Annotated in this window: 23 protein-coding genes; 11 read left to right on the forward strand and 12 right to left on the reverse strand. The window is 70.9% G+C overall.

All coding sequences use genetic code 11. From position 1 onward, the window contains the following. Positions 1–36: 36 nt before the first annotated feature. The 3 genes from ASE10_RS09925 to ASE10_RS09935 all read left to right on the forward strand — a co-directional run bounded on the left by ASE10_RS09925 (position 37) and on the right by ASE10_RS09935 (position 3,343). Positions 37–492 carry a (2Fe-2S)-binding protein gene (locus tag ASE10_RS09925; RefSeq protein WP_055908113.1) on the forward strand — a complete coding sequence of 152 codons (456 nt, stop codon included), beginning with the start codon at positions 37–39 and terminating at the stop codon, positions 490–492. A gap of 105 nt (positions 493–597) precedes the next feature. Beyond that, a complete protein-coding gene (locus ASE10_RS09930) occupies positions 598–2,763 on the forward strand; it encodes a xanthine dehydrogenase family protein molybdopterin-binding subunit (protein ID WP_055908115.1) in 2,166 nt (721 codons plus the stop codon). Between the two features lie 10 nt (positions 2,764–2,773). After that, the gene (locus tag ASE10_RS09935) at positions 2,774–3,343 is read left to right on the forward strand and encodes a hypothetical protein (protein ID WP_200944106.1); all 570 of its coding nucleotides are present in this window, start codon (positions 2,774–2,776) and stop codon (positions 3,341–3,343) included. A 173-nt stretch (positions 3,344–3,516) separates the two neighbouring features. On the opposite strand, the gene ASE10_RS09940 is transcribed toward ASE10_RS09935, so the two are convergent. The 4 genes from ASE10_RS09940 to ASE10_RS09955 are packed head-to-tail and all read right to left on the reverse strand — an operon-like array spanning position 3,517 to position 9,441. Next, positions 3,517–6,708, reverse strand: a complete 3,192-nt coding sequence (locus ASE10_RS09940; RefSeq protein WP_056305253.1) for a CusA/CzcA family heavy metal efflux RND transporter — start codon at positions 6,706–6,708, stop codon at positions 3,517–3,519. 22 nt (positions 6,709–6,730) lie between these two features. Beyond that, positions 6,731–7,711, reverse strand: a complete 981-nt coding sequence (locus ASE10_RS09945) for an efflux RND transporter periplasmic adaptor subunit (RefSeq protein WP_055908120.1) — start codon at positions 7,709–7,711, stop codon at positions 6,731–6,733. Then, complete coding sequence (locus ASE10_RS09950) at positions 7,708–9,012, reverse strand: TolC family protein (RefSeq protein WP_055908124.1); 1,305 nt, start codon at positions 9,010–9,012, stop codon at positions 7,708–7,710. The genes ASE10_RS09945 and ASE10_RS09950 overlap by 4 nt, the downstream gene beginning before the upstream one ends. A 57-nt stretch (positions 9,013–9,069) precedes the next feature. Further along, positions 9,070–9,441 carry a hypothetical protein gene (locus tag ASE10_RS09955; RefSeq protein ID WP_055908127.1) on the reverse strand — a complete coding sequence of 124 codons (372 nt, stop codon included), beginning with the start codon at positions 9,439–9,441 and terminating at the stop codon, positions 9,070–9,072. A 120-nt stretch (positions 9,442–9,561) separates the two neighbouring features. Here ASE10_RS09955 and ASE10_RS09960 point away from each other — a divergent pair, with 120 nt between their 5' ends. The 5 genes from ASE10_RS09960 to hemC all read left to right on the forward strand — a co-directional run bounded on the left by ASE10_RS09960 (position 9,562) and on the right by hemC (position 14,372). Beyond that, on the forward strand, positions 9,562–10,518 hold the full coding sequence (locus ASE10_RS09960) for an energy transducer TonB (RefSeq protein WP_056304792.1): 957 nt from the start codon (positions 9,562–9,564) through the stop codon (positions 10,516–10,518). A 58-nt stretch (positions 10,519–10,576) separates the two neighbouring features. Next, on the forward strand, positions 10,577–11,263 hold the full coding sequence (locus ASE10_RS09965; RefSeq protein WP_200944107.1) for an alpha/beta hydrolase: 687 nt from the start codon (positions 10,577–10,579) through the stop codon (positions 11,261–11,263). 2 nt (positions 11,264–11,265) lie between these two features. Beyond that, on the forward strand, positions 11,266–12,327 hold the full coding sequence (locus tag ASE10_RS09970) for a histidine kinase (protein WP_055908131.1): 1,062 nt from the start codon (positions 11,266–11,268) through the stop codon (positions 12,325–12,327). After that, a complete protein-coding gene (locus ASE10_RS09975) occupies positions 12,324–13,064 on the forward strand; it encodes a LytTR family DNA-binding domain-containing protein (protein ID WP_200944108.1) in 741 nt (246 codons plus the stop codon). The genes ASE10_RS09970 and ASE10_RS09975 overlap by 4 nt, the downstream gene beginning before the upstream one ends. A 393-nt stretch (positions 13,065–13,457) precedes the next feature. Next, positions 13,458–14,372, forward strand: a complete 915-nt coding sequence (gene hemC / locus ASE10_RS09980; RefSeq protein ID WP_055908136.1) for a hydroxymethylbilane synthase — start codon at positions 13,458–13,460, stop codon at positions 14,370–14,372. A gap of 259 nt (positions 14,373–14,631) precedes the next feature. On the opposite strand, the gene ASE10_RS09985 is transcribed toward hemC, so the two are convergent. The 8 genes from ASE10_RS09985 to ASE10_RS10020 form a co-directional block, all read right to left on the reverse strand. Beyond that, a complete protein-coding gene (locus ASE10_RS09985) occupies positions 14,632–15,303 on the reverse strand; it encodes a DUF481 domain-containing protein (RefSeq protein ID WP_157480832.1) in 672 nt (223 codons plus the stop codon). 108 nt (positions 15,304–15,411) lie between these two features. After that, positions 15,412–16,398 (reverse strand): DmsC/YnfH family molybdoenzyme membrane anchor subunit, encoded by a 987-nt coding sequence (locus tag ASE10_RS09990; protein WP_055908144.1) that lies wholly within the window; start codon positions 16,396–16,398, stop codon positions 15,412–15,414. A 175-nt stretch (positions 16,399–16,573) separates the two neighbouring features. Further along, positions 16,574–17,365: a 4Fe-4S dicluster domain-containing protein gene (locus tag ASE10_RS09995; RefSeq protein ID WP_055908146.1), complete on the reverse strand. Its 792-nt coding sequence runs from the start codon at positions 17,363–17,365 to the stop codon at positions 16,574–16,576. Next, positions 17,362–17,580 carry a hypothetical protein gene (locus ASE10_RS10000; RefSeq protein WP_157480833.1) on the reverse strand — a complete coding sequence of 73 codons (219 nt, stop codon included), beginning with the start codon at positions 17,578–17,580 and terminating at the stop codon, positions 17,362–17,364. The genes ASE10_RS09995 and ASE10_RS10000 overlap by 4 nt, the downstream gene beginning before the upstream one ends. After that, positions 17,577–20,636 carry a molybdopterin oxidoreductase family protein gene (locus ASE10_RS10005; RefSeq protein WP_055908152.1) on the reverse strand — a complete coding sequence of 1,020 codons (3,060 nt, stop codon included), beginning with the start codon at positions 20,634–20,636 and terminating at the stop codon, positions 17,577–17,579. The genes ASE10_RS10000 and ASE10_RS10005 overlap by 4 nt, the downstream gene beginning before the upstream one ends. Positions 20,637–20,768: 132 nt before the next feature. Continuing rightward, positions 20,769–21,347, reverse strand: coding sequence for a hypothetical protein (locus tag ASE10_RS10010; protein WP_055908155.1), 579 nt, complete (start codon positions 21,345–21,347; stop codon positions 20,769–20,771). Positions 21,348–21,469: 122 nt separating this feature from the next. Continuing rightward, the gene (locus ASE10_RS10015; protein ID WP_157480834.1) at positions 21,470–21,643 is read right to left on the reverse strand and encodes a hypothetical protein; all 174 of its coding nucleotides are present in this window, start codon (positions 21,641–21,643) and stop codon (positions 21,470–21,472) included. Positions 21,644–21,754: 111 nt separating this feature from the next. Beyond that, positions 21,755–22,093 carry a hypothetical protein gene (locus tag ASE10_RS10020; RefSeq protein ID WP_157480835.1) on the reverse strand — a complete coding sequence of 113 codons (339 nt, stop codon included), beginning with the start codon at positions 22,091–22,093 and terminating at the stop codon, positions 21,755–21,757. 171 nt (positions 22,094–22,264) lie between these two features. Here ASE10_RS10020 and ASE10_RS10025 point away from each other — a divergent pair, with 171 nt between their 5' ends. From ASE10_RS10025 to ASE10_RS10035, 3 genes are all read left to right on the forward strand, one after another. Next, a complete protein-coding gene (locus ASE10_RS10025; protein ID WP_055908161.1) occupies positions 22,265–23,233 on the forward strand; it encodes a YafY family protein in 969 nt (322 codons plus the stop codon). Further along, positions 23,233–24,231 carry a patatin-like phospholipase family protein gene (locus ASE10_RS10030; RefSeq protein ID WP_055908165.1) on the forward strand — a complete coding sequence of 333 codons (999 nt, stop codon included), beginning with the start codon at positions 23,233–23,235 and terminating at the stop codon, positions 24,229–24,231. Before ASE10_RS10025 ends, ASE10_RS10030 begins: the two co-directional genes overlap by 1 nt. A gap of 330 nt (positions 24,232–24,561) precedes the next feature. Next, a complete protein-coding gene (locus ASE10_RS10035; protein WP_055908168.1) occupies positions 24,562–24,891 on the forward strand; it encodes a hypothetical protein in 330 nt (109 codons plus the stop codon). Positions 24,892–25,177: the final 286 nt, after the last annotated feature.

Below are 25,177 nucleotides of genomic sequence, written 5' to 3' on the forward strand. Positions count from 1 at the left end.
GTATGTTGTCGTTTCCCCAGCCGCCGCGAGGGATGCATGAAACTGCACGTCAACGGCAACGAGCACGAGGTGGACGCCCCACCCGACATGCCTTTGCTCTGGGTCCTGCGCGACCTGATGCAACTCACCGGCACCAAGTTCGGCTGCGGCATCGCCCAATGCGGCGCCTGCACCGTGCACGTCGACGGCGCCCCGCGCCGCTCCTGCGTGACGCCGGTATCGACCGTCGAAGGCAAGCAGATCCTGACCATCGAAGGCCTGTCGCCCGACGGCAGCCATCCGGTGCAGCGCGCCTGGGCCGAGCTCGATGTGGTCCAGTGCGGCTACTGCCAGTCCGGCCAGATCATGTCCGCGGCCGCGCTGCTGGCCAAGGTGCCTGCGCCTACCGACACCGATATCGATCAGGCCCTGTCCGGCAACATCTGCCGTTGCGGCACCTACCCGCGGATCCGCGCGGCGGTGAAGCGCGCGGCCGGCTCGGGACAAGTCTGATCAGGGCAGGTCTGTCAGAGCAGGTCTGACCACGCCAGCAACCGGACCTCGCGCGGCTTCGCTGCCGCCCGCGCCGTCCGTCACGCGACTCAACGGAGGTTAGCCGTGAACGCCGTGCCCCAGCCGTCCCGACGTCAGTTCCTCAAAGCCGGCGCCCTGCTCGGTGGCGGGCTGGTGATCGGTTTCGTGATACCCGGCGCGCGCCGTTTCGCGCTCGCCGCGCCCGCCGAAGCCGCCGCCGCGGCCGGCTTCGCCCCCAACGCCTTCCTGCGCATCGGCAACGACGACAGCGTGACCGTGCTGATCGCGCACTCCGAAATGGGGCAGGGCATCTGGACCGGCCTGTCGATGCTGGTCGCCGAAGAACTGGACGCGGACTGGTCGAAGATCCGGGTCGAGCACGCGCCCGCGGCGCCGGCGTACGCGCACACCGCGTTCGGCATGCAGATGACCGGCGGTTCCACCAGCACCTGGTCCGAGTTCGACCGCTATCGCCAGGCCGGCGCGACCGCGCGCCAGCTGCTGGTCGCCGCCGCGGCGCAGCGCTTCGGCGTGGCCGAGTCGGAGGTGCGCACCGAGAACGGCGTGGCCATCGCCGGCAACCAGCGCGCGCGCTACGGCGAACTCGCCGACGCGGCGGCGAAATTGCCGGTATCCAAGACCGCGCCGGTGCTCAAGCAGGCCAAGGACTGGAAGCTGATCGGCAAGCCGACCAAGCGCCTGGACTCGCCCGAAAAAATCACCGGCCGGGCGAAGTTCGGCATGGACGTGCAGTTCGAGGGCCTGCTGACCGCGGTGGTCGCGCGGCCGCCGGTGTTCGGCGGCAAGGTCAAATCCTTCGACGCGGCCAAGGCCAAGGCCGTGCCCGGCGTGCGCGACGTGGTCCAGGTGCCGACCGGCGTGGCGGTGGTCGCCGATCACTACTGGGCCGCCAAGCAGGGCCGCGACGCATTGCAGATCGAGTGGGACCTGGGACCGAACGCGGCGCTGGACACCGCGGCGCTGCGCGAGCAATTCCGCAAGCTCGCGGCGACCCCGGGCACCGTCGCCGCGCAGGCCGGCGATGCCGCCGCCGCGCTGGCCAAGGCCGGCAAGACCTTCGACGCCGAATACAACGTGCCCTATCTCGCGCATGCGCCGATGGAGCCCTTGAACTGCACGGTGAAGATCGACGGCGACGGTTGCGAAATCTGGACCGGCACCCAGTTCCAGACCCTGGACCAGCAGGTCGCGGCCGGCATTCTCGGGCTCAAGCCCGAGCAGGTCATGATCCACACCATGTTCCTGGGCGGTGGCTTCGGCCGGCGCGCCACCCCGACCTCGGATTTCGTTTCCGAAGCGGTGCAGGTGGCCAAGGCCGCGGGCAAGCCGGTGAAGACGGTGTGGTCGCGCGAGGACGACGTGCGCGGCGGCTACTACCGGCCCATGTACCTGCAGCAGGCGAAAATCGCCGTCGACGCGCAGGGCTATCCGGTGGCCTGGCAGCACCGCCTGGTCGGGCAGTCCATCCTCGGCGGCACGCCGTTCGAAGCGGCGCTGGTCAAGAACGGCATCGATTCGACCTCGGTCGAAGGCGTCGCCGATTCGCCCTACCTCAAGGACATCGCCCACCATCGCGTCGAGCTGCATTCGCCCAAGACCGGGATACCGGTGCTGTGGTGGCGATCGGTCGGCCACAGTTACAACGCCTTCGTGATGGAGAGCCTGATCGACGAGCTCGCGCACGCCGCCGGCAAGGATCCGGTCGAATACCGGCGCGCGCTGCTCAAGGCGCATCCGCGCCATCTCGGGGCGCTGAACCTGGCCGCCGAGAAAGCCGGCTGGAGCGTGGCGCCGGCCAAGGGCCGCGGCCGCGGCGTCGCCGTGCACGAATCCTTCGGCAGCTATCTGGCGCAGATCGCCGAGGTCTCGGTCGAGAACGGCGCGATCCGCGTGCACCGGGTGGTGTGCGCCATCGACTGCGGCGTGGCGGTCAATCCGGAAGGCGTGCGCGCGCAGATGGAATCGGGCATCGCCTTCGGCCTGGGCGCGGCGCTGCACAGCGCACTGAACTTCAAGGGCGGCCGCGTGCAGGAATCGAACTACCACGACTACCAGGTGCTGCGCCTGCACGAGATGCCGCAGGTCGAGGTCCACATCGTGCCCAGCACCGAACGCATGGGCGGCGCCGGCGAGCCCGGTACCGCGCCGATCGCGCCCGCCGTCGCCAACGCGGTGTTCGCGTTGACCGGCCAGCGCCTGCGCGAACTGCCGCTGCGGCTGAAGGCCTGAGGACGACGACATGCGCATACCGTTATCGATCGCCCTGATCTGCGCGCTCGCCGCCTGCGGCCCGCGGCCCAGCCCCGAGCAGCGCGAAAAAGCCGTCGCGGCCTTCGCCACCGTGCAGAAGGTGTTCCAGCACCCGCGCTGCCAGAACTGCCACATCCCCGGCGACCAGCCGCTGCAGTTCGACGCCGGCCTGCCGCACGCCATGGGCGTGGTGCGCGGCCCCGACGGCAAGGGCGCCGCGGGCCTGCCCTGCGCGACCTGCCATGGCGAGAAGAACCTGCCGGCCAGCTACGGCCCGAACGCGCCGCCGGGCGCGCCGCATTGGCAGTTGCCGCCGCCGGAGCACAAGATGGCCTGGATCGGTCTGCCGCCGAAGCAGTTGTGCGAAATGATCCAGGACAAACGCAGCAACGGCGACCGCGACTTCGCCGCGCTGCTCAAGCACGTCAGCGAGGACAAGCTGGTGCTGTGGGGCTGGGAGCCCGGCGGCAACCGTCTGCCGGTGCCGGTGCCGCACGACGAATTCGTCGCCCAGTTCAAACTCTGGGCCGACGCCGGCGGTCCTTGCCCGGCCTCGTAACCCCGCCTGGGGAGTGGCGCGAGCCGCGATCGCGTCCTCGCGGTTGCGACGCAACTGCGGTATCGCGATCGCGGCTCACGCCGCTCCCACAGCGGCTCACGCCGCTCCCACAGTCGCTGGCGTGTTGGCGCATGGACTGAAGCCCGCGGCGTCGCGCCGCGGGCTTCGTCGTTTCAGCCGGCCGGCGTCGCGTCGCGACCGCCTTCCTCGCCGCGATGCAGCCAGCGGTACAGCACCGGCAGCACCAGCAAGGTCAGCAGGGTCGAGGACACGATGCCGCCGATCACCACTGTCGCCAGCGGTCGCTGCACTTCCGAGCCGGCGCCGACGTTGAAGGCCATCGGCAGGAAGCCCAGCGAGGCCACCAGCGCGGTCATCATCACCGGACGCAGACGCCCCAGCGCGCCGTCGACGATGGCGTCGTCGAGGCGGTCGCCCTGTTCGCGCAGCTTGCGGATGAAAGCGATCATCACCAGGCCGTTGAGCACCGCCACGCCCGACAGCGCGATGAAGCCGACGCCGGCCGAGATCGACAGCGGTATCCCGCGCAGCGCCAGCGCGATCACGCCGCCGGTCAGCGCCAGCGGCACGCCGCTGAACACGATCGCCGCGTCCTTGACCGAACCGAAGGCCATGAACAACAGAGCGAAGATCACCACCAGCGTCACCGGCACCACCACCGCCAGGCGCCGGCTGGCCGAGATCAGCTGCTCGAAAGTGCCGCCGTAGCCGATCCAGTAGCCCTCGGGCACTTTCACTTCGGCGTCGATGCGCTGGCGCAGCTCGGCGACGAAACCGCCGAGGTCGCGGTCGCGCACGTTCGCGGTCACCACGATCCGGCGCTTGCCGTTCTCGCGGTTGATCTGGTTCGGGCCCAGGATCGGATTCAACCTGGCGACCTCGCGCAGCGGCACCGTGCGCGGCGCGCCGCCGCTCCAGGTCGCGGCGCGGCTGGATTCGTCGGTATCGCCCTCGCTGCGCGGCGGCAGCGGGATCGGCAGGTCGGCGAGCGCGGCCGGGTCCTGGCGCAGCGCTTCGGGCAGGCGCACCACCAGATCGAAGCGGCGGTCGCCTTCGAACAGCTGGCCGGCGACTTCGCCGCCGACCGCGGTCGCTACCGTTTCCTGCACCGCCGCCGGGTTGAGGCCGTACACCGCCAGCGCGCGCCGGTCCGGCTCGATGCTGAGCATGGGCAGACCGGTGGCCTGTTCGGTCTTGACGTCGGCCGCGCCGGGCACGCGCTTGGCCACGGCCTCGATCTTCTGCGCCAGCTTGAGCAGGCGCGGCAGGTCGTCGCCGTAGACCTTGATCGCGACATCGGCGCGCACGCCCGAGATCAGCTCGTTCATGCGCATCTGGATCGGCTGAGTGAACTCGTAGTTGTTGCCGGGCAGGCGCCGCGCCACGGCCTCGATCTCCTCCATCAGCGCGGCCTTGGGCTTGCCCGGGTCGGGCCAGCGATCGCGCCGCTTGAGCATCAGGAAGGTGTCGGCCACCGAGGGCGGCATCGGGTCGCTGGCGACTTCGGCGGTGCCGATCTTGCTGAACACCCGCTCGACTTCGGGCAGGGCCAGGAAGGCCTGTTCCATGGTCTTCTGCATCGTCACCGACTGGCTCAGGCTGGTGCCGGGGATGCGCATGGCCTGCACCGCGACGTCGCCTTCGTCCAGGCTGGGCACGAACTCGCTGCCCATGCGCAGGGCCAGCGCGCCGCTGAGCAGCACCAGCGCCACGGTGCCGGCCATCACCGCAGTGCGGCTGCGCAGCGCCCAGGCCAATGCCGGCTCGTAGCGGCGCTTGAGCCAGGCCATCGCGCGGTTTTCCTTTTCCGCGACCTTGCCGCCCAGGAAGATCGCGACCGCGGCCGGGACGAAGCTCAGCGACAGCAGCATCGCCCCGGTCAGCGCCAGCACCACGGTGATCGCCATGGGGTGGAACATTTTTCCTTCGATGCCGCTGAGCGCGAAGATCGGCAGATAAACCGCGGTGATGATGCCCAGGCCGAACAGGCTGGGACGGATCACCTCGGCGGTGGCGCTGGCGGTGAGTTCGTGGCGTTCCTCGTCGCTCATCTCGCGGCCGAGCGCATGCTGGGCTTCGCCGAAGCGGCGCAGGCAGTTCTCGATGATGATCACCGCACCGTCGACGATCAGGCCGAAGTCGAGCGCGCCCAGGCTCATCAGATTGCCCGAGACGCCGCCGCGGACCATGCCGGTGATGGTGAACAGCATCGCCAGCGGTATCACCAGCGCGGTGATCAGCGCGGCGCGGAAGTTGCCCAGCAGCAGGAACAGCACCACCACCACCAGCAGCGCGCCTTCGACCAGGTTCTTGGACACGGTGGCGATGGTGCGGCCGACCAGGGACGTGCGGTCGTAGACCGGATTGGCGCTGACGCCCTTGGGCAGGCTGGCGTTGGCGGCCTGGAGCTTTTCGGCCGCGGCTTGCGAGACTTCGCGGCTGTTGGCGCCGACCAGCATGAACACCGTGCCCAGCACGACCTCGCGGCCGTTCTGGGTCGCCGCGCCGCTGCGCAGTTCCTGGCCTTCGCCGACCGCGGCCACGTCGCGGACGCGGATCGGCACGCCGTCGCGGCGGTCGAGCACGATGTCGCCGATCGCCTCGATGCCGGCGATCTGGCCCGGTACGCGCACCAGGAACTGCTCGCCGTTGCGTTCGATGTAGCCGGCGCCGACGTTCTGGTTGTTGGCCGCGAGCGCGGCGACCACGTCGCGCTGGCTCAGGTTCAATGCCATCAGCCGCGCCGGATCCGGGGTGATGTGAATCTGGCGCGCGTAACCACCGATGGTGTTGACCTCGGTAACGCCGGGCGTGTTGCGCAGCTGCGGGCGGATCATCCAGTCCTGCAGGGTGCGCAGGTCGGTGGCGGTGTAGGGCATGCCGTCGGCCTTGCGCGCCTTCGGCTCGGCGTCGACGGTGTACATGAAGATCTCGCCCAGGCCGGTCGCGGTCGGGCCGAGTTCGGGTTCCAGCCCGGCCGGTATCTGCGACTTCACCTGCTGCAGCCGCTCGGCGACCTGCTGGCGGGCGAAATACAGGTCGGTGCCGTCCTTGAACACGACCGTGACCTGCGACAGGCCGTAGCGCGACAGCGAACGGGTGTAGTCGAGTTCGGGCACGCCGGCCAGCGCGGTCTCGATCGGGAAGGTCACGCGCTGTTCGGCTTCCAGCGGCGAATAGCCCGGTACCTGGGTGTTGATCTGGACCTGGACGTTGGTGATGTCGGGCGTCGCGTCGATCGGCAACTGGCGGAAGCTCCACACGCCCAGCCCGATCAGGGCCAGGGTCAGCGCCAGCATCAGCCAGCGGTGCGCGATCGCGTAGCCGATGATCCGTTCCAGCACGCCGCTGCGCGCGGTGTCGCGGTCAGTGCTCATGCGCGGCCCCCGACTTTTCGATGTCGGCCTTGATCAGGAAGCTCTGTTCGACCACCACCTGTTCGCCGGCCTTCAGGCCCGAGATCACTTCCATGCGGCGCGCATCGCGGCGGCCGATGCGCAGCGGCCGCGCGCTGTAGCGCTCGCCCTCGCGCACGAACACCACGTCGCGTTCGTCCATGCGCTGCAGCGCGCTCAGCGGTACCGCCAGCGCGACCGGCTGCAGTTCCACCGTGACCCGCGCGCGCACCGCCGAGCCAGGGCGCCACAGACCGTCGGCGTTGGCGATGGAGGCGCGCGCGACGGTGCTCTGGCTGGCGGTCGCGGTGCCGGGCAGGATCCGGTCCAGGGTGGTGGCGACGCCGCTGTCCTCGCCCATGCGCATCACCGTGACCGGCAGGCCCGGTCGCAGGTGCGAGGCGTCGGCGCCGAACACATGCAGGTCGACCCACAGCGTCGACAGGTCGGCGATCTCGAACAGGGCGGTGCCTTCGGTCGCGACTTCGCCGAACGCGGCGTTGCGCGCCAGCACCACGCCGGAGATCGGTGCGGCGATGGCGTAGGTGGTCAGGCTGAGGTTGCTGTCGATGGTGGCCAGGGTCTGGCCGGCGCGCACGCGGTCGCCGACGTTCGCGCGCAGCGTGCGCACCGGGCCGGGATAGCGGGCGGTGACGCGGGCGACGCGGCCTTCCAGCGGCGTGACCAGGCCCTGCACCTCGTGTTCGTCGGCGATGATGCCGGGGCCGGCGGCGGCCACCACGATGCCGGACTGGCGTGCGATCGCGGCGGGGATGGTCGTGCTTTCGGCTTGCTCCCCGTGATCGGCGACGCCTTCGTCGTGGCCGGCGCCGGCCTCGTCGGCAGGCGCGGCTTTCGCACCGGCCGGCGGCGCGGCGCGCGCGTCGTCCTTGCCGCAGGCGCTCAGGGTCAGGGCCAGCAGGCCCGCGGCGAGCAACAGTTCGGGCTTCATGGGGCGGCTCCGGTGGGGGTGGCGTCGGCGACGACGAAGGACTCGCCGGTGAGGCGCTGGATTTCGATCAGGGCGAGCTGCGCTTCCAGTGCAGCGTCCAGGCGCTGCTTGCGCGCGGCCACGCTTTCGGCCTGCAGCAGGGCCAGTTCGAGATAGCCGATCGCGCCGGCGCGGTAGGCGTACTCGGCCGCGTCCTCGGCGCGCTTCAGGCGCGGCAGCACGTCCTCCTGCAATCGCCCGACTTCGAGCGCGGCGACGCGATAGCGGCCGTGCGCTTCGACCAGGGTCGAGTACAGCGCCAGACCCTGGATTTCGCGTTCGGTCTCCACGCTCGCCAGTTCGGCGCGCGCGCCGCGGATCTCCGGTTCGGCGCGGCCGCGCGCGCCCAGCGCGAACGACACCCCGCCGAGCAGCGCCAGATCGCCGCCGTCCTGCAGGCGGCGCACGCCGGCCTGCCAGTCCAGATCGGCGCTGGCCTGGCTCTGGGCCAGGCGCAGGCGCGCCTCGCCGATGCGTCGCGCGTCGACGAAGCGGGTCAGTTCCGGCGTGCGTTCGAGCAAAGCGGCGAGCGCATCGGCGTCGGCGATCTTCGGCAAGGCATACGGATCGCCGGCGACCTGGGCGAAGCCGGGGTCGCGTTCGCCCCACAGCGCGGCCAGGTGCTGACGTGCGGCGAGCAGGGCCTGCTCGCTGCGGCCGCGGTCGAGTTCGGCGCGCGCCTGCGCGGCCTGCGCGGTCAGCAGGCCCGATTCCGGCGAGGCGCCGGCGATCAGGCGCTGACGCGCGGCGGCGACGCTGCGTTTGCGCTGGGCGATATCAAGTTGGGCGAGTTCGATCCGGCGCTGGGCGACGGCGATGGCGAGATAACGCCGCGCAGCTTCGGCCAACAGATCGAGGCGACGGCTCTCGCGTTCGAGCGCGAGCGCGTCGATCCGGCCCTGCGCCAACGCACGGCGTGCGTCGAGCTTGCCGCCGCGTTCGAATACCGAGGCCAGGGTCAGGGACAGTTCGGCGCCGCGCAGCATGCGCAGGTCGCCGCTGCCGAACGCGTTCTCCAGGCTAGCGCCGGCGACCAGCGCCGGGCGCTGGCCGGCGCGGTCGAGTTCGGCCGCGAGCGCGTCGCGGCGCTGGCCGAACAGGCGCAGGTCGGGATGCGAGGCGTCGATGCGCGCGAGCGCGTCGTCGAGAGTGAACACCGCCGGGCGCGGGGCCGCGGCGGAAACAGCAGGGGGCAACTGCGCGCGTGCAGGAAAGCACAACGCAGCCGCCAGGACGGCCGAAGCCGCTGGACGCAACCACATGAGGGAATACTCCGAATCGGGACAGGAACGATCGGCCGGCTCAGGCCGGCGGCGACGTCAGTCCGCGATCGGGGGGCGGAACGGCGCCGGCAACGGCGCCGGCACGAACGCGAACGCGCGCGGCGGAATCGCCTCGCGGGTGGCGGGCGCGGTCACGCCCAACTCGTAACGCGGCAGTACCGCGGCCTGCTGGCCGCAGCAGTGGCTCAGGTGCCAGCGGTTGTCGCTGTCGCCGTCGCTGCCGGGCTGGCCCGGCGGATGGTCATGGCCGTGCTCGCCCAGGGCCGATTCGCTCTGCGCGCCGCCGATCGATGCGATCTCGCGCGCCTCCTCGGCGAACGCCAGCGCCGGCCGGACCACGGCCATGGCGATCAGCAGGCCGAAGACCAGGCAGCGCAGGATCGAGGACAGGGGCGGCAGACCGGACATGGCCGCTAGGGTACGGGCCGGGTGCGGCGATACACAATTGCGCCGATACGGCACAGTGCGTGCCGCACGGGCGTCACATGCGCTGGCCAGACTGCGCGCCTCGTCTACAGGGGGCGTGTCATGAAGTGGGTTCGGACCTGCGCGGCCTTCGCCGCGCTGTCGTGCCTGGTCGCTTGCGGCGCCGAGCCGGCGCCGCAAGCGCAGGCCCCGTCGTCGCCGGAGGCGATACCGGCGCGACCGGCCCTGGCCAGTCTCGACATCGAGCGCCTGCGCACGCTCGCCGCCGAGGCCCTGCGCGGCCAACGCACCTACGCACCGGCCGGCGACAACGCGGTCGAGTACTACCTCGCCTTGCGCGACAAGGCGCCGGGCGAGGCCACGGTCGCCAATGCGCTGCAGGAACTGCAGCCTTACGTGCTGATCGCCGCCGAACAGGCGATGGCCGGCGGCGAACTGAGCGAGGCCCAGCGTCTGCTGGACCTGCTCGCGCGCGTGGACGCGCAGGCGCCGGCGCTGCCGCGTCTGCGCGCGGGCCTGGACGCGGCGCGTGCCGCGCAGAGCCAGCGTTTAGCCGAGTTGCAGGCCGAAGATCAGCGCCTGGCCCAGCAACGCGCCACGGCGCTCGCGAATGCGGCCAACAAGCCGGCCGCGCCGGCATCGGTCGCGCCTGTATCGAGCGCGCCTGCCTCCGCTGCGCCAGCCGCATCGGCCGCGCCCGCGCCGCCGCCGGTTGCCACGGTGCCCGCGCCGGCGCCGGTCGAACCGATCGCGATCGCCGCAGCGCCGCCGGCGCCGCGCCGCGACGAGGCCGCCGCGCGTCCCTTGCCGCGCCTGATCAGCGATTCCGCGCCGCGTTACCCGCTCAGCGCCCTCAATCGCCGCATCGAGGGCAGCGTGCAGATCGCGTTCGTGATTCAGCCCGACGGCAGCGTGACCGCCGTGCGGCTGCTGTCGTCGACGCCGCCGGGCGTGTTCGACGAGGCCGCGCTGGCCGCGGTCTCGCGCTGGCGCTTCGAGGCCGGCGGTCAGCGCGTGCCGACCAGCCGGACCCTGAGTTTCCGCCTGCCCAAGGGCTGAGCCGCAGGCGTGACGCCGGTGCTGGCGGCTCGCGGGGGCCTGCGCGCACAATGCGGCGATGACTACTGCCACCGCCCCCCTGCTGGATACCGTCGAACACGAAACCGGCCCGTCGCCGGCCTGGTCCGTGCTGTGGCTGCACGGCCTGGGCGCCGACGGCAACGATTTCGCGCCCATCGTGCCCGAGCTGCTGCGCCCGGACTGGCCGGCGCTGCGCTTCGTGTTCCCGCATGCGCCGGTGCGCGCGGTGACCATCAACAACGGCGTGCGTATGCGCGCCTGGTACGACATCCGCGACTTCAGCGATTTCAACCATCGCGCCGACGAAGCCGGCGTGGATGAATCGGTGGCTCAGATCGAAGCCCTGATCGAGCGCGAAGCCGAGCGCGGCGTGCCGGCCTCGCGGGTGCTGCTGGCCGGCTTCTCGCAGGGCGGCGCGGTGGCCCTGGCCGCGGGCCTGCGTCGCGAACAGCCGCTGGCGGGCCTGATCGCGCTCTCGACCTACCTGCCGATGCCGGAACGGCTGGCCCGCGAAACCCGCGAGGGCGCGCGCTCGCAGCCCGTGTTCATGGCCCACGGCCGCCACGACCCGGTGGTGCCCTATGCCGCCGGCGAGACCAGCGCGGCGCGGCTGCGCGCGCTCGGCCTGAACCCGGACTGGCACGCCTATCCGATGGCGCACCAGGTCTGCCTGGAGCAGATCCAGGACCTGGGCGACTGGATGTCGCGGCGCTTCGCCGCCTGAGCATGAGCGCCCCCGGCAGCGAGCGCGAACCCTGGCTGCCCGACCTGTGCCGCCTGCCGCGGCTGGTGGTGATGCTGAGCATGGCCGAGCTGATCGTGGTCGTGCTGGCGCTGGCGCCCGACGGCGGCGCGCCCTGGGACTGGCAGCGCTTCGTGTCCGGCAGCACTTTCGCGCTGTGGCTGGCGCTGACCGTGTCGGTGCTGCTGTGCGTCTCGCGCGAACGCCTGCTGCGGCTGCCGGCCAGCCTCGGCGGCGTGATCGCGACCGCGGCCGCGGCCCTGCTCGGCGCGACCTTCGCCGCGATCACCCATTCGATCGACCACGCCGTCGGCGCCAGCCTGGTGCCGCCGGGCGTCTCGTTCGCGCGTTTCAGCCTGGGCACCGCGGCGGTGACCATGCTCGCGGTCGGCGTGGTGCTGCGTTACCTCTATATCAACGACGGCTGGAAGGCGCAGGTGCGCGCCAGTGCGCGCGCCGAGGTCGATGCGCTGCAGGCGCGGATCAAGCCGCACTTCCTCTTCAACAGCATGAACACCATCGCCGGCCTGGTGCGCAGCGACCCGGTGGTGGCCGAGCGCGCGGTGCTGGACCTGTCGGACCTGTTCCGCGCCGCGCTCGGCGCCGGCGAGTCCGACTCCAGCCTGGCCGAGGAGGTCGAGCTGTCCGAGCGCTACCTGGCGATCGAGCAGCTGCGCCTGGGCGACCGCCTGCAGGTGGAATGGCGCAAGCACGAGCCGCTGCCCTGGACCCTGCCGATGCCGCGCCTGGTCCTGCAGCCCCTGGTCGAGAACGCGGTGCTGCACGGCATTTCGCGCCTGCAGGGCGGCGGGACCCTGGAAATCGAGCTGCTGGTGAGCGGCCAGATGCTGGTGCTGCGGGTGCGCAATCCGGCCCCGCCGCCGCCGGAAGGCCCCGGCAGCGGTACCCGCCACGCCCAGCGCAGCATCGGCCAGCGCCTGCGCTACGCCTACGGCCCGCAGGCCCGGATGACCGCGGGCTGGGCGCAGGACTACTATCTGTGCGAACTGCACGTGCCGACCGGGGTGGAGGCGCTGTACCGATGAGGGCCGCAATGAGGATAGTCATTGCCGACGACGAGCCGCTGGCGCGCGAGCGCCTGCGCGCTCTGCTGGCCGAGCTGCACGACGTCGAGGTGGTGGCCGAGGCCGCCGACGGCCAGCACGCCCTGCACGCCTGCGCCGAGCACCAGCCCGACCTGGTGCTGCTGGACATCGCCATGCCCGGCATCGACGGCCTGGAGGCCGCGCGCCATCTGGCCGCGTTCGAACCGCGCCCGGCGGTGGTGTTCTGCACCGCCTACGACGCCCACGCGCTGTCGGCGTTCGAGGCCGAGGCGATCGACTACCTGGTCAAGCCGGTCCGTGCCGAACGCCTGAGCGCCGCGCTGGAACGCGTGCGCACCTTCGCCGCCGGGCGCGAGCGCGGCGGCGAGGTCGCGCCGGGCCAGCGCCGCACCCACCTGTGCGCGCGCCTGCGCGGCAGCCTGCGCCTGATCCCGATCGAGGACGTGCATTACCTGCACGCCGAAGAGAAGTACGTGATAGTCCACCACGCGCGCGGCGAGGACCTGATCGAGGAATCGCTGAAGTCGCTGGAAGACGAGTTCGGCGAGCGCTTCGTGCGCATCCACCGCAACTGCCTGGTCGCCCGCCACGAGATCGTCGAGCTCAAGCGCTGCCCGGACGGCCACGTCCAGGCGGTGCTGCGCCACGGCAAGCAGCCGCTGGAAGTCAGCCGGCGCTGCGTGTCGGCGCTGCGGGAGACGTTGAAGCATCTGTAGCGGGCGGAGCAAATCCCCCCAGCCCCCCTTCTCAAAGGCGGAAACAGCCAGAGCGGGGGCGAGCTGGCAACCGTTCACGAATGCGGCTTCCCCCTTTGAAGAGGGGTACCGCGGAGCAGGGGAGTGGCGGCTACACCAGAACCGCACAAATGCGCCCCCTTTGACGGGCGAACAGCGAAAGCAGCGGTTACACCCAGAACCCACGAATGCGGCCCCTTTTTGACGAGGGGGAGTAGCGAGGGCAGGGGAGTGACTGTTACGCCCACGAATGCAGCTTCCCCTTAGAAGAGGGGAAAGCGAAGCACGGAGCGGCAGTGGCACCCAGAACCCCACAATGCAGCTTCCCCCTTTGGAAAAGGGGGATCGAGGGGGATTTGCTTCTAAAATTCCCCCATGACCCGTCTCCGCATCGCTACCCGCAAAAGCCCGCTCGCCCTGTGGCAGACCGAGCACGTCGCCGCGCGCCTGCGCGCCGCCCATCCCGGTCTGGAGGTGCTGCTGGTGCCGATGAGCACCCGCGGCGACGAGGTGCTGGACCGCTCCCTGGCCGCGATCGGCGGCAAGGGCCTGTTCCTGAAGGAGCTGGAAGTGGCGATGCAGCGCGGCGAAGCCGACTGCGCCGTGCATTCGCTCAAGGACGTGCCGATGGAGCTGGAACCCGGCTTCGCCCTGCCGGCGATCCTGGAACGCGCCGACTACGCCGACGCCTTCGTCAGCCCGCACTACGCCCGCATCGACGCGCTGCCGCAGGGCGCGCGCGTAGGCACCTCTTCGCTGCGTCGCCAGACCCAGCTGCGCGCGCTGCGTCCGGACCTGCAGTTGCTGGACCTGCGCGGCAACGTCAACACCCGCCTGGCCAAGCTAGACGCCGGCGAATACGACGCGATCGTGCTCGCGGTCGCCGGCCTGGAGCGCCTCGGCCTGGGCGAACGCGTGCGCGAGCGCCTGCAGGCCCCGCAATGGCTGCCGGCGCCGGCGCAGGGCGCGATCGCGATCGAATGCCGCAGCGACCACCTGGCCACGCGCGCGCTGTGCGCCGCGCTCGACCACAGCGACACCCGCACCTGCGTCGAGGCCGAGCGCGCGATGAACCGCGCCCTGCACGGCAGCTGCCACGTGCCGGTCGCCGCGCACGCGCGCCTGGACGGCGAACACCTGCGCCTGGACGGCCTGGTCGGCGCCGCCGACGGCCGCCAGGTGCGCGCCCACGGCGAGGGCCGCGGCGACGCGCCCGAATGCCTGGGCCTGGAAGTCGCGCAGGCGCTGCTGGCACAGGGCGCGGGCGAGTTCATCGCTGCCGCGCTCTGAGCCGCGCCCGCTGGATGCGATACCTAGCGTCGGCGCAGGAGCGAAAGAGATAGCCGACGCCGGCATGCGATGAGCACGAGCGGCGCTGTGGGAGCGGCGTAAGCCGCGATCGCGAAGTTACCAGCGGCGGCGCGGTCGCGACTCACGCCGCTCCCGCCGACAGCCGCCCTGGGGTAGGAGCGGCGTAAGCCGCGACCGAGCCCACCCGATCACCCGCGAACCACACGATTCCCCGTTCCCCCCGCACCCACCGCCGCAACTAGAACCGCCGCCGCAACTCGATGGAGCTCTCCGCCGTCTCGCTGCCGCCGCCGCTCTCGGAGTCGTGGCGGATCGCGAAGTCGGTTTCCAGGGTCCAGTCCGGCCACAAGGCCACGTCCAGCCGCACCGACTGTTTGACGAAGGTATTGCCGTGGCCGCTTTCGACGAACACGCGCTGGGTCCAGCGCGCGCGGTCGCCGATCTTCTGCCCGAAGTTGAGTTCGCCGCGCATCACCGCGCCGGGCCGGTTGATGCCGTCGTCGTACAGCGGCGCCAGCCGGTAGCCGGCGCCGAACTGCAGGCCCAGCTGGGTCGGCCCGTCGCGCAGCACCTGCACGCCGTAGCGGGTGCCGATGCGGAAATCGTTGGAGTAGGCGCCGCGGCTTTCGCGCGTCGCGGCCGGCGCGCTCAGGCCGATGTAGCGCTGCGAGCCCGGCAGGCGCAGCGGCCGGCGCGGCGCGGCCTGCGGCTCGTCCAGGCTGCGTACCCGGACCGGCGGTGCCAGCGCCAGGCGCCATTCCTCATCCCCGCAGCGCGTGGAAAAACAGTACAGCCGCATCTGCGCCGGATCGCTGGCGAGCGCCATCAGCGTGGGGTCGCCGGAGACCGGCATCGTCGGCAATGTGAGGAAGGGGCCGCCCAACAGGGCGAGCCCGAGCAAGCCGGACATCGTCGTGAACAGGGCCAAGAAAGTAGCTGGATGATGCCATGAAAACGATTACAGTCCCAAGACCTGGGCTGAACCGCCGTCCAGACCGCGCGACGGCGCGGCTAACGACTAGTAATACAACGTGACCAGATGCCGGGCCTGGGCGAAGAACAGCCAGCGTTCGACCAGGGCGCCGGTCAGAGCGGACAGCGCGGCCAAGGGGAACGCCAACCAGGCCGCGCCCGGCAGCAGCCACGTCAGCGCCGCCAGCAGCACCGGGATCGCGCCGAACAACGCCAGGGCGATGAGGCGCAGCTTGCGCGCGTGCTTGCGTGCGAGCACATAGCCCATCTCGCGGGTCAGGTAGTTGTCTTCGGTATGCGGGCGCTCGAACACGCTCAGTTCGCGACCGGGCAGGCCGACCGCGTCGGCGCGGGTGACGGTGAGCGGGGTGGTGTCGATGGCGCGCCAATAGCGCAGCTTCATCGCGGCCGCGGCCAGGGCCAGCACGCCCAGCGCGAGCGCGAGGTAGCGCAGCGTCGGTGCCGGCAGACCGTTCCCGGCGAATGCCACGGCCAGCGTCGCCAGCAGCGCCCAACCGGTGAGCAGGGCGAAGCCGAGATACGCCGGCACCACCAGCCGATGGCGCCAGGCCGGGATCGGCGGCAGCGAGGCGTAGATCATCGCGGTGCAGACCACCGTCAGCAGCGACAGTACGGTCAGCGCGGCGCCGAGTGCGCGGCCCCAGCCGGCCGCCAGCGCGCCCGCGTCGCCCGCGCCCCACAGCATCGCGGCCAGGGCCAGCGCCGGCACGAAGGTCGCCAGCGACAGCACGCCCTCGCGCGACAGCCAGGATGTGCGCCATTGCGAGAACGCGCGCCAGGCGCGCAGCGGTTTGCCCAGATGGAAAGTCGAAGCGAGCAGGCCGACCACGCTCAGCAGCAGACCCAGGCCGAGCGCGAGCAGGCCCAGCAGCGGCGCCGAGACGATATCGGCGCCGGGGTAGCTCAGCGCTTGCAGCCGCGAGGTCGCGAGCAAGGCGCCCAGCCACGCCAGCAGGCCATAGCCCGCGCCGGACAGAGTGGTGAACAGGATGACGGAGAAGGCGGGATGCATCAGCGGTCCGGCGTCGGGGCCACGCCCGGCAGCAGCGCGCGCATACGCGCGTCGGGCGGAAGCGGAATGCAGGGCCGCGCCGGCCCGCACGCGCGTCGCATCCGGTATGGGATCGCATCGACGCACGATGCTGCGGCCGACGAATCGGCCGCGATGGCGCCCACGAACATCCGCCTCATCGCGACAGCACCCGATCCAGCCAACGCAACACCGGCGGCAGCGCCGCGGTGTCCAGGGCTTCGGCGGGCGGCGTCGGCGGTGCCGCCGTTTCGCCAGCGCGGCGCGGCCGCGGCGGCAGGTACTTGTTGGTCGGTTTGTAGCCCAGCTCCGGCATCAGGTCGACGCCGCCGCGCGCGGCGACCAGCTTCGACACCTTGGATTCCGGATCGCCGAGATCGCCGAAGTGGCGCGCGCGGGTCGGGCAGGCCTGTACGCAGGCAGGCTGGCGCTCGGACTCTTCGAGCTTCTCGTTGTAGATGCGATCGATGCACAGCGTGCATTTCTTCATCACGCCTTCGACCGGGCTGTACTCGCGCGCACCATAGGGGCAGGCCCAGGAGCACAGCTTGCAGCCGATGCATTTGTCCTCGTCGACCAGGACGATGCCGTCCTCGGCGCGTTTGTAGCTGGCGCCGGTCGGGCATACGGTCACGCAGGCCGGGGTTTCGCAATGCAGGCAGGAGCGCGGGAAGTGCAGGGTCATCGCCGGTTGCGGCGCGACCGTTTGCGCCCCGCTACCGCAGCCTGTTGTGGTCGCCGGCTCGGCCGCGATCTCGTAGCTGTGTACCCGGTTGAACCAGACTCCGGTCGGGTCCTTGCCGTACGGGCTTTCGTCGGTCAGCGGCGCGGCGAAACCGCCCGCATTCCATTCCTTGCAGCTCACCGCGCAGGCATGGCAACCCACGCAGGTGTCGAGGTCGATCACCAGGCCCATCTTCTTCGTGCTCGGCGGCGGCAGAGCGGTCATCGTTTGCGGCTCGTACTGATCAACCACACGCCCAGGGCGAACATGGCGATGCCGAAACTCACGCTGGGCAGCAGGCCGATCAGCACCGGCGTCAGCGAACCGCGACCGGCGACGCTGCCGATCGGGTCGAACACGCCCAGGCCGATCAGGATCACCAGCGCGAAGCTCAGCGCGACGCAGCACCAGCCCACCAGCATGCGGAACGATCGTTTCATCGGGACGCCTTGTTGCGGAAAGCCGCGCCGTAGCGCAGCGGTCGATTGTCGGCCTCGCCCAGCTCCAGCGCCGGGAACTGCGGCTGGCTCTGCTCGACCGGCTCGACGCGGCTGATGCGCACGCGCAGGTCGAACCAGGCCGCCTGGCCGGTGACCGGATCGGCGTTGGCGTAGTCGCCGCGTGGGGTGATGTCGGAAATCAGATGGTTGAGCAGGAAGCCCTTGCGGCCTTCCGGCGCGTCCTTGCCCAGGCGCCAGGCGCCCTTGCGCTTGCCGATCGCGTTCCAGGTCCAGACCGTGTCCGGCTGCACGTTACCGGCGAACTTCGCCTGCACGGTAATGCGGCCGTGGTGCGATTCCACCGCGATCCAATCCTCGTCGGCGATGCCGTGACGGGCGCCGGTGTCGGGATGCAGGTACAGATAGTTGCGCGCGGTGATCTGGCGCAGCCAGGCGTTCTGCGATCCCCAGGCGTGGTACATGAACATCGGCCGCTGGGTCACCGCGCTGAGCGGGTAGCGGGTGTCGGAATCGGCGACCTGCGCGCCTTCGAAGGGCTCGTACCAGATCGGCAGCGGATCGAAGTAGGTGGCCACGCGCTCGCGGTGCTGCTCCGGCGGCCGGTGTTCGCCGTGGCCCTGCGCCGCGAGCCGGAACTTCTGCAGCGTCTCCGAATACAGCTGCAGCACGATCGGGTCGGCATGGCCGATGAAGCCCATCTTCTGCGCCCAGTCGAGATAGCCGCGGTTGGCCATCTTGAAATAGCGCGCGTGCTCGGGGATCGGGCTGCGCCAGAAACCGCCGTGTTCGATGTAGCGCTCCAGCTGCTGCGGATTAGGCGGGCCCTTGGCTTCGAGTTCGCCATGCTCGCCGCGCCAGCCGGCGAGCAGGCCGACGCCGGGCGCGCGTTCGTGGCGCACGATGTAGTCGGCGTAGTCGCGATAGCGCGGGCTGCCGTCCTCGTGCACCAGTCCCGGCAGGCCCAGGCGTGCGCCCAGATCGATCAGCACCGACTGGAAGCCGCGCACGTCGCGACCTTCGCGCTGCTCCTTCGAGTCGACCACCGGGTGCCGGATCGCGTCGATCGCGCTCTCGGCGTCGGAGATCGGGCGATCGAGCATGCTGATCGCGTCGAAGCGCTCCAGGTAGGTCGTGTCCGGCAGCACCAGGTCGGCGTAGGCGACCATTTCCGAGGCGTAGGCGTCGGCGTAGATGATGCGCGGGATGCGGTACTCGCCCTGCTGATCCTTGTCGGTGAGCCAGCCGATGGTCTCGGCGGTGTTCATCGACGAGTTCCAGCTCATGTTGGCCATGAACATCATCAGGGTGTCGATCTTGTACGGGTCGCCGGCCCAGGCGTTGCGGATCACGCTGTGCATCATGCCGTGCGCGGACAGCGGGTAGGCCCAGGAGAAAGCGTGGTCGATGCGGCGCGGCCGGCCGTCGGCGTCGACCACCAGGTCCTCGGGCGCGTGCACGAAACCCAGCGGCGCGGCATCGAGCACGCCGTTGGCCTGGCGGTTCTTGCCGGGCCGGTTCGGCGGCGCGATCGGTTTCGGGAACGGCGGCTGATAGCGGAACGAGCCCGGCGTATCCACCGCGCCCAGCAGCAGTTGCAGCAGGTGCAGCGCGCGGCAGGTGTGGAAGCCGTTGCTGTGCGCGCTGATGCCGCGCATGGCGTGCATGCTGACCGGGCGCCCGACCATTTCGGCATGCTCGCGGCCGTGTGCGTCGGTCCAGGCGATCGGCAGGGTCAGCGGATGATCGAAGGCGGCCTCGGCCAGCTCGCGCGCGATCCGGCGGATGGTGTCCGCCGGAATGCCGCAGCGTTCGCTGACCGCGTCGGGCGAGTACTGCGGATCGAGGTAGCGCTCGGCGATCAGATGGAACACCGGCACCGCGCGGCGGCCGTCGGGCAGGGTGTATTCGCCGACGACGGCGGGCGAGATGCCGATGGCGTCGGCGCGCTGTGCGCTGCCCTCATCCTGGCCCTCTGCCGCAGACGGGAGAGGGAGCTCTTCCGCGGCATTCGTTTGCTTATGCAGAGAAGATGCTTCGGAAGCCTCCGCTTCGCTGTACAGCAGGGAGGCTTCGGTCGCGCGTGTCGCTATCGGCCGCGTCGCGTCCGCTCCCTCTCCCGTCTGCGGCAGAGGGCCGGGGTGAGGGCCGCGCACCCAGCACAAGGGATGGCCCTCGCGGTCGCGCGCGAACAGACCATCGTCGGCGCCGCCCGGATTGCGGATCACCAGCCAGTGCGCATTGGCGTAGCGCACCAGATAGTCCAGGTCGATCCGGTCGGCCTTGAGCAGTTCGTGGATCAGCGCGAACGCGAACAGGCCGTCGGTGCCGGGGCGGATGCCGATCCACTCGTCGGCGATCGCGCCGTAGCCGCTGCGCACCGGATTGACCGCGACGATCTTGGCCCCGTGCGCCTTCAGCTTGCCCAGGCCGAGCTTGATCGGGTTGGAGTCGTGGTCTTCGGCCACGCCCCACAGCATCAGGTAGCGCGAATGCTCCCAGTCGGGTTCGCCGAATTCCCAGAACGAGCCGCCTAGCGTGTACAAGCCGCCGGCGGCCATGTTGACCGAGCAGAAACCGCCGTGGGCGGCGTAGTTGACCGTGCCGAATTGCTGCGCCCACCAGCCGGTCAGCGCCTGCGACTGGTCGCGGCCGGTGAAGAAGGCCAGCTCGTCGGGATTGCGCTCGCGGATCGGCGCCAGCCAGCCGGCGGCGATCGCCAGCGCCTCGTCCCACTCGATTTCCTTGAACTCGCCGCGACCGCGCTCGCCCACGCGCAGCAGCGGCTTGTCCAGCCGCGCCGGCGAGTAGTGCTGCATGATCCCGGCCGAGCCCTTGGCGCAGAGCACGCCCTGGTTGACCGGGTGCTCGGGGTTGCCCTGGATGTAGCGGATCTTGCCGTCGGCCAGCCACACCTTGATGCCGCAGCGGCAGGCGCACATGTAGCAGGTGGTCGTCTTGACCTCGTCGCCCGGCGAGGGCGACAGATCGATCGCTGGCTCCGATGGAGCTGGCTTGGTGGGTGCGGGCCCTCGCATGCGGGCATTGTGCCTAGCCCGGCGGCCGAGGGCGAGCTTGCGCGCTGGCCGGGCTTGTGCGTGGCGGCGGCGACGCCCGCTCACCGCACTGCAACAAAATGCGGGCCCGGCGCAGGACCCTGCGCGTCGCGGTTATTGGGGCACGTCGACCCGCAGCGCCGGATCGTTGTAGCGCGAATAGACGATGGTGGTGACCATCGGCTTGCCCTGTATCTGGGTACTGCTCACGATCCGCAGCGGATAGCCGTTGCTGCCGACCCACAGGGTCATCGTGCTCGGCTGCGGCTGGCTGTGGTCGACGCGGTACTTGCGCGCCGGTGCGCCGCCGACGGCCTCGCTGCCCAGCGCGGTGACGGTCATGGTCTTGGCGTTCTCGGCCAGCCTCGCCGGATCGCGCCATTGCGACAGGGTGCCCTTGGGCAGAGGCACCTTGGTGCTGCGGCCGCGCAGGTCGAGATACATGGTGTCGCCGACGATGATCTGCTCGCCCATGCCGGCCATGCGCATGCGGTAGCGGCCGGGCGCGACGTAGTCGACTTGATTGTTCATCGTGTGCGCGCCGGTCGCGGTCATGCTGGCGTGGTAGCTGCGCGCGGCCATGAATTTCTCCATCGACGCGTTCACTTCCTCGCGCGCGCCCGCCCAGGCCGGCAGCGCGACCAGGCTTGCCGCCAGGCACAGCACGCGGCCCGCGTATCCGATCGTCTTCATGGCTCATCCGCTGGAGGACCGAGCATCGGCCGATGCCATGCCTAACGCGGGAATCGGCCGCGACCAGCCAGGCGCGCCTCCGGCATCGTCGCGGCCGGCGTCGGATGCCGGCGCAGCACGACTCAGGGCCGGCAGTAGCGCCGCTCGTAGTCGACCGCGCGATCCAGGGCGGCACGATCGTCGCCGGTCGCCAGCGCGGCGATGTCCTTGCGGTTGTCCGGGCACGGCGAGCTGGGTCCGCCGAACAGGCTGCCGATCGCATCGACCACCTTGGCCGCGCTGATCGGTTCGCGCATGGCGACGCCCAAGGTCGCGCCGGCGCCGGGCAGGGTGGGCCTGCGTTTCGCGAACGGATCGGCGCGCTGCGTGTCCAGTCCCGGCGGCGGCCTTTCGCGCAGACCGCCGACCTATTGCATGTAGACAGCCGTCAGCGGTCGACCCGCCAAGGGCGCTGCCGCGTCGGCGACGACCGGGCTTGCGGCGGGTGGCGTCGCGGTGCGCGCCGGCACCGGTCGCAGCGTCTGCGACGCGCGCGGCGGATGCTGGGCGGGCGCAGCGACGGTGCTCGTCGCCGCCGGGCGCGGCGGCGGCAGGAACACCAGCAACAGCGGCTCCTCATCGTCCGCCGACGGGGTGGGGGGATCGGAACGCAAGTAGCGGTTCAAGGTCATGACCATCAGCAGATGCGTCACGACCACGACCGCGACCGCCAGCGTCTGCTCGCTCCATCCTGACCTGGTCCGCATGCTCGGCTTCCGTTCCGGGGCCGCGCATCTTGTGGCCCAGCCGGTTAAACGGTCGTTAGCCGTTCGGGCGGATAACCGCGTCGTGATCGGCTTCTCGCCCGCGGCAGTGGCGGCTGCGTAGTCGCGGGTGCGATGCTAGGCGTCGGATCACCGCTTCCTTCAGACCCCGCCATGGAACGCATCGAACGCATCCACGCCCTGCACCGCATCCTGACCGCCGCGCGTTATCCGGTGACCGTGCAGCGTTTGCAGGAGGACCTGGAGTGCTCGCGCGCGACGGTCTACCGCGACCTGGCCTACCTGCGCGACTACCTGATGGCACCGGTGGTCGGCAACGGCGAGGCCGGCTTTCGCTACGACAGCAGCGAGGGCGACCGCTTCGAACTGCCCGGCCTGTGGCTGAGCTCGGAGGAACTGCATTCGCTGCTGGCCGCCCAGCAGCTGTTGCTGCGCAGCGGCGGCGGCGTGCTGTCGAACGCGCTGGCGCCGTTGCAGCACCGGATCGAAAAGCTGCTGGACGAACACGCCGGCGGCCGCCGGGTGCCGGTCGAGCGCGTGCGGGTGATCCCGCACCGCACCCGCCGCCTGGACGAAACCGCGTTCCGCGCGGTCGCCACCGCGGTGCTGGACCGCAAGCCGCTGAGCTTCGAATACCGTGCCCGTTCCACCGACGAGCGCACCCGCCGCAACGTCTCGCCGCAACGCCTGACCCACTACCGCGAAAACTGGTACCTGGACGCCTGGGACCACGAGCGCGACGCCCTGCGCAGCTTCTCGGTCGACCGTATCACGGCCGCGCGCATGCTCGAAGGCGAGGCCCGCGACGTGCCCGACGAGGAGCTCGACCGTCACCTCGCCTCCAGCTACGGCATCTTCTCCGGCACGCCCAAGGGTTGGGCCACGATCGTGTTCAGCGCAAAGGCCGCGCGCTGGGTCGCCGACGAACACTGGCATTCGCAGCAGCAGGGCCGCTTCCTGCCCGACGGCCGCTACGAACTCAAGCTGCCCTACAGCGCCGGCCGCGAACTGCTGATGGACGTGATGCACTACGGCAGCGACGCCGAGATCGTCGAGCCGGCGGTGCTGCGCGAGCAGGCCAAGAGCATGCTGTCGCTGGCCCTGGGCAACTACGACCGCTGATGGCCGCGGCCGACGCCCCGCATATCCGCAGCGACGAACCGGTCGCGCTGGTGCTGGGTGCGGGCGGCGCGCGCGGCCTGGCCCAGATCGGCGTGATCGAAGCGCTGCAGGCGCGCTCGCTCAACGTGGTCGCGGTCGCCGGCTCTTCCAGCGGCGCCCTGGTCGGCGGCCTGTATGCGGCCGGCAAGCTGGAGGTCTACCGCGACTGGCTGTACGGCCTCAGCCGCACCGACATGCTGCGCCTGCTCGATCCCGCGCTCGGCCGCGCCTCGCTGTTCCGCGGCGAGCGCCTGATGCACGCCCTGCGCGAACTCGCCGGCGAACCGCGCATCGAACAGCTGCCGATCGCGTTCACCGCGGTCGCGGTCGATCTGATGCGGCAGCGCGAGGTCTGGCTGCGCGAGGGCGACCTCTGGGATGCGGTGCGTGCCTCGATCGCGATCCCCGGCGTGTTCACTCCCTACGAAGTGCACGGGCGCGAACTGGTAGACGGCGGCCTGCTGGCGCCGTTGCCGATCGCCGCGACGCGCCTGTCCGACGCCCATCGCTTGATTGCGGTCGATATGCATGGCTGGCCGCAGCGCCCGCCGGGTGCGCCGGCGCGACGCAACAACGGCACACCGGTGCGAGACGGCCGCGGCCCGGCCGGCGACGCATCGGATGCGGCAGCGGGTGCCGGCGGCGGTGTCGTCGAAGGCGATTCCGATACGCGCGGCGCGGGCCTGCTGCGCTGGTTCGGCGAACGCTGGCGGCGCCAGAACGTCGCCGACGCAGAGGGCGAAAACGAACACGAGCTGGGTTTCAGCGAACTGATGGCGCGTTCGCTCGACACCATGCAGGCGCAGATCGCACGCGTGCATCTGGCCCTGGACCCGCCGGAACTGGTGATCCGCATCCCGCGCGACGCCTGCCAGTTCTACGAATTCTGGCGCGCCCGCGAACTCATCGCCCTGGGCCGCGAAGAAGCCGACAAAGCCCTGGACGCCGCCGGCTACTGATAACCAGCCTTCGCCTTGGGGTAGGAGCGGCGTAAGCCGCGACCCGGAGCTACGGCCGCGATCGGAATCTCAAGGCAGTCGCGAATACGCGGTCGCGGCTTACGCCGCTCCTACCCCAAAGCCCGCTTTTTGTGGGAGCGGCGTGAGCCGCGATTTCCTTCCGCAAGCCGCAGGATTACGGCCATATCGCATGGTCGGCATCGCGGCTTACGCCGCTCCCACAGGGGGCCGAAGCGCGGCTCAGGACAGGTCGCAGCCTTTGAGACGGAGGCGGGCCAAGGTGGATGCGTCGGGTCCTCGGACCCGTTGCCTACCTTCGGAGCCCTCGCCATGCGCCAGTCCGTCGCCCACCCGATCCGCCCCTCCGCCGACCCCGCCATCGACCCGCGCGTCGAAGAGGTCCTGCGTTACGCCGTCGCCATCGGCGCCGCGCTGGTGCTGCTGTTGCCGGCCGCGCGTGCGTCCAGCGCCGAGATCGGCTGGCTGCCGCTGTGGTTGCTGGCGATGCCGCTGACCGCGTGGTGGGCGCTGCACCGCTTCCGGCTGCCGCGCCGCGCGGCCGACGCACTGCCGGCGCCGGTCCGCCGCCGTCGCGCGGGCGCCCAGGCGCGGCGCCGCGCTCGTCCGCTGGCGCGCGTCGCGGCTGCGCGCGCGGCCTGAGCAGGCCGAGTCGATCGGTGACGCGGCGCAACCGCCCGCCGCCCGCCGCCCGCCGCCAACCGCCAACCGCCAACCGCCAACCGCCAACCGCCAACCGCCAACCGCCAACCGCCAACCGCCAACCGCCAACCGCCAACCGCCGTCGCCGTCGCCGTCGCCGTCGCCCAGCGCCTGCGGATAGCGGCTGCGGATAGCGCCATCCAGCATACGAACCCGGTAATTTCCGCCATAACGCGGCCACGCCGCGTCCTCCCCACATGACTTCGGGCACGGCGGCCGCCGCCAG

The sequence above is a fragment of the Lysobacter sp. Root76 genome, from assembly GCF_001428685.1.
GTDB lineage: Bacteria > Pseudomonadota > Gammaproteobacteria > Xanthomonadales > Xanthomonadaceae > Lysobacter.

Bases quoted from the DNA above. Each gene is read 5' to 3' on its own strand.
- ASE10_RS09925 (WP_055908113.1), top strand. From the start codon at position 37: ATGAAACTGCACGTCAACGGCAACGAGCACGAGGTGGACGCCCCACCC.
- ASE10_RS09935 (WP_200944106.1), top strand. From the start codon at position 2,774: ATGCGCATACCGTTATCGATCGCCCTGATCTGCGCGCTCGCCGCCTGC.
- ASE10_RS09945 (WP_055908120.1), bottom strand. From the start codon at position 7,711: ATGAAGCCCGAACTGTTGCTCGCCGCGGGCCTGCTGGCCCTGACCCTG.
- ASE10_RS09950 (WP_055908124.1), bottom strand. From the start codon at position 9,012: ATGTGGTTGCGTCCAGCGGCTTCGGCCGTCCTGGCGGCTGCGTTGTGC.
- ASE10_RS09955 (WP_055908127.1), bottom strand. From the start codon at position 9,441: ATGTCCGGTCTGCCGCCCCTGTCCTCGATCCTGCGCTGCCTGGTCTTC.
- ASE10_RS09960 (WP_056304792.1), top strand. From the start codon at position 9,562: ATGAAGTGGGTTCGGACCTGCGCGGCCTTCGCCGCGCTGTCGTGCCTG.
- ASE10_RS09965 (WP_200944107.1), top strand. From the start codon at position 10,577: ATGACTACTGCCACCGCCCCCCTGCTGGATACCGTCGAACACGAAACC.
- ASE10_RS09970 (WP_055908131.1), top strand. From the start codon at position 11,266: ATGAGCGCCCCCGGCAGCGAGCGCGAACCCTGGCTGCCCGACCTGTGC.
- ASE10_RS09975 (WP_200944108.1), top strand. From the start codon at position 12,324: ATGAGGGCCGCAATGAGGATAGTCATTGCCGACGACGAGCCGCTGGCG.
- hemC (WP_055908136.1), top strand. From the start codon at position 13,458: ATGACCCGTCTCCGCATCGCTACCCGCAAAAGCCCGCTCGCCCTGTGG.
- ASE10_RS09985 (WP_157480832.1), bottom strand. From the start codon at position 15,303: ATGTCCGGCTTGCTCGGGCTCGCCCTGTTGGGCGGCCCCTTCCTCACA.
- ASE10_RS09990 (WP_055908144.1), bottom strand. From the start codon at position 16,398: ATGCATCCCGCCTTCTCCGTCATCCTGTTCACCACTCTGTCCGGCGCG.
- ASE10_RS09995 (WP_055908146.1), bottom strand. From the start codon at position 17,365: ATGACCGCTCTGCCGCCGCCGAGCACGAAGAAGATGGGCCTGGTGATC.
- ASE10_RS10000 (WP_157480833.1), bottom strand. From the start codon at position 17,580: ATGAAACGATCGTTCCGCATGCTGGTGGGCTGGTGCTGCGTCGCGCTG.
- ASE10_RS10005 (WP_055908152.1), bottom strand. From the start codon at position 20,636: ATGCGAGGGCCCGCACCCACCAAGCCAGCTCCATCGGAGCCAGCGATC.
- ASE10_RS10010 (WP_055908155.1), bottom strand. From the start codon at position 21,347: ATGAAGACGATCGGATACGCGGGCCGCGTGCTGTGCCTGGCGGCAAGC.
- ASE10_RS10015 (WP_157480834.1), bottom strand. From the start codon at position 21,643: ATGCGCGAACCGATCAGCGCGGCCAAGGTGGTCGATGCGATCGGCAGC.
- ASE10_RS10020 (WP_157480835.1), bottom strand. From the start codon at position 22,093: ATGCGGACCAGGTCAGGATGGAGCGAGCAGACGCTGGCGGTCGCGGTC.
- ASE10_RS10025 (WP_055908161.1), top strand. From the start codon at position 22,265: ATGGAACGCATCGAACGCATCCACGCCCTGCACCGCATCCTGACCGCC.
- ASE10_RS10030 (WP_055908165.1), top strand. From the start codon at position 23,233: ATGGCCGCGGCCGACGCCCCGCATATCCGCAGCGACGAACCGGTCGCG.
- ASE10_RS10035 (WP_055908168.1), top strand. From the start codon at position 24,562: ATGCGCCAGTCCGTCGCCCACCCGATCCGCCCCTCCGCCGACCCCGCC.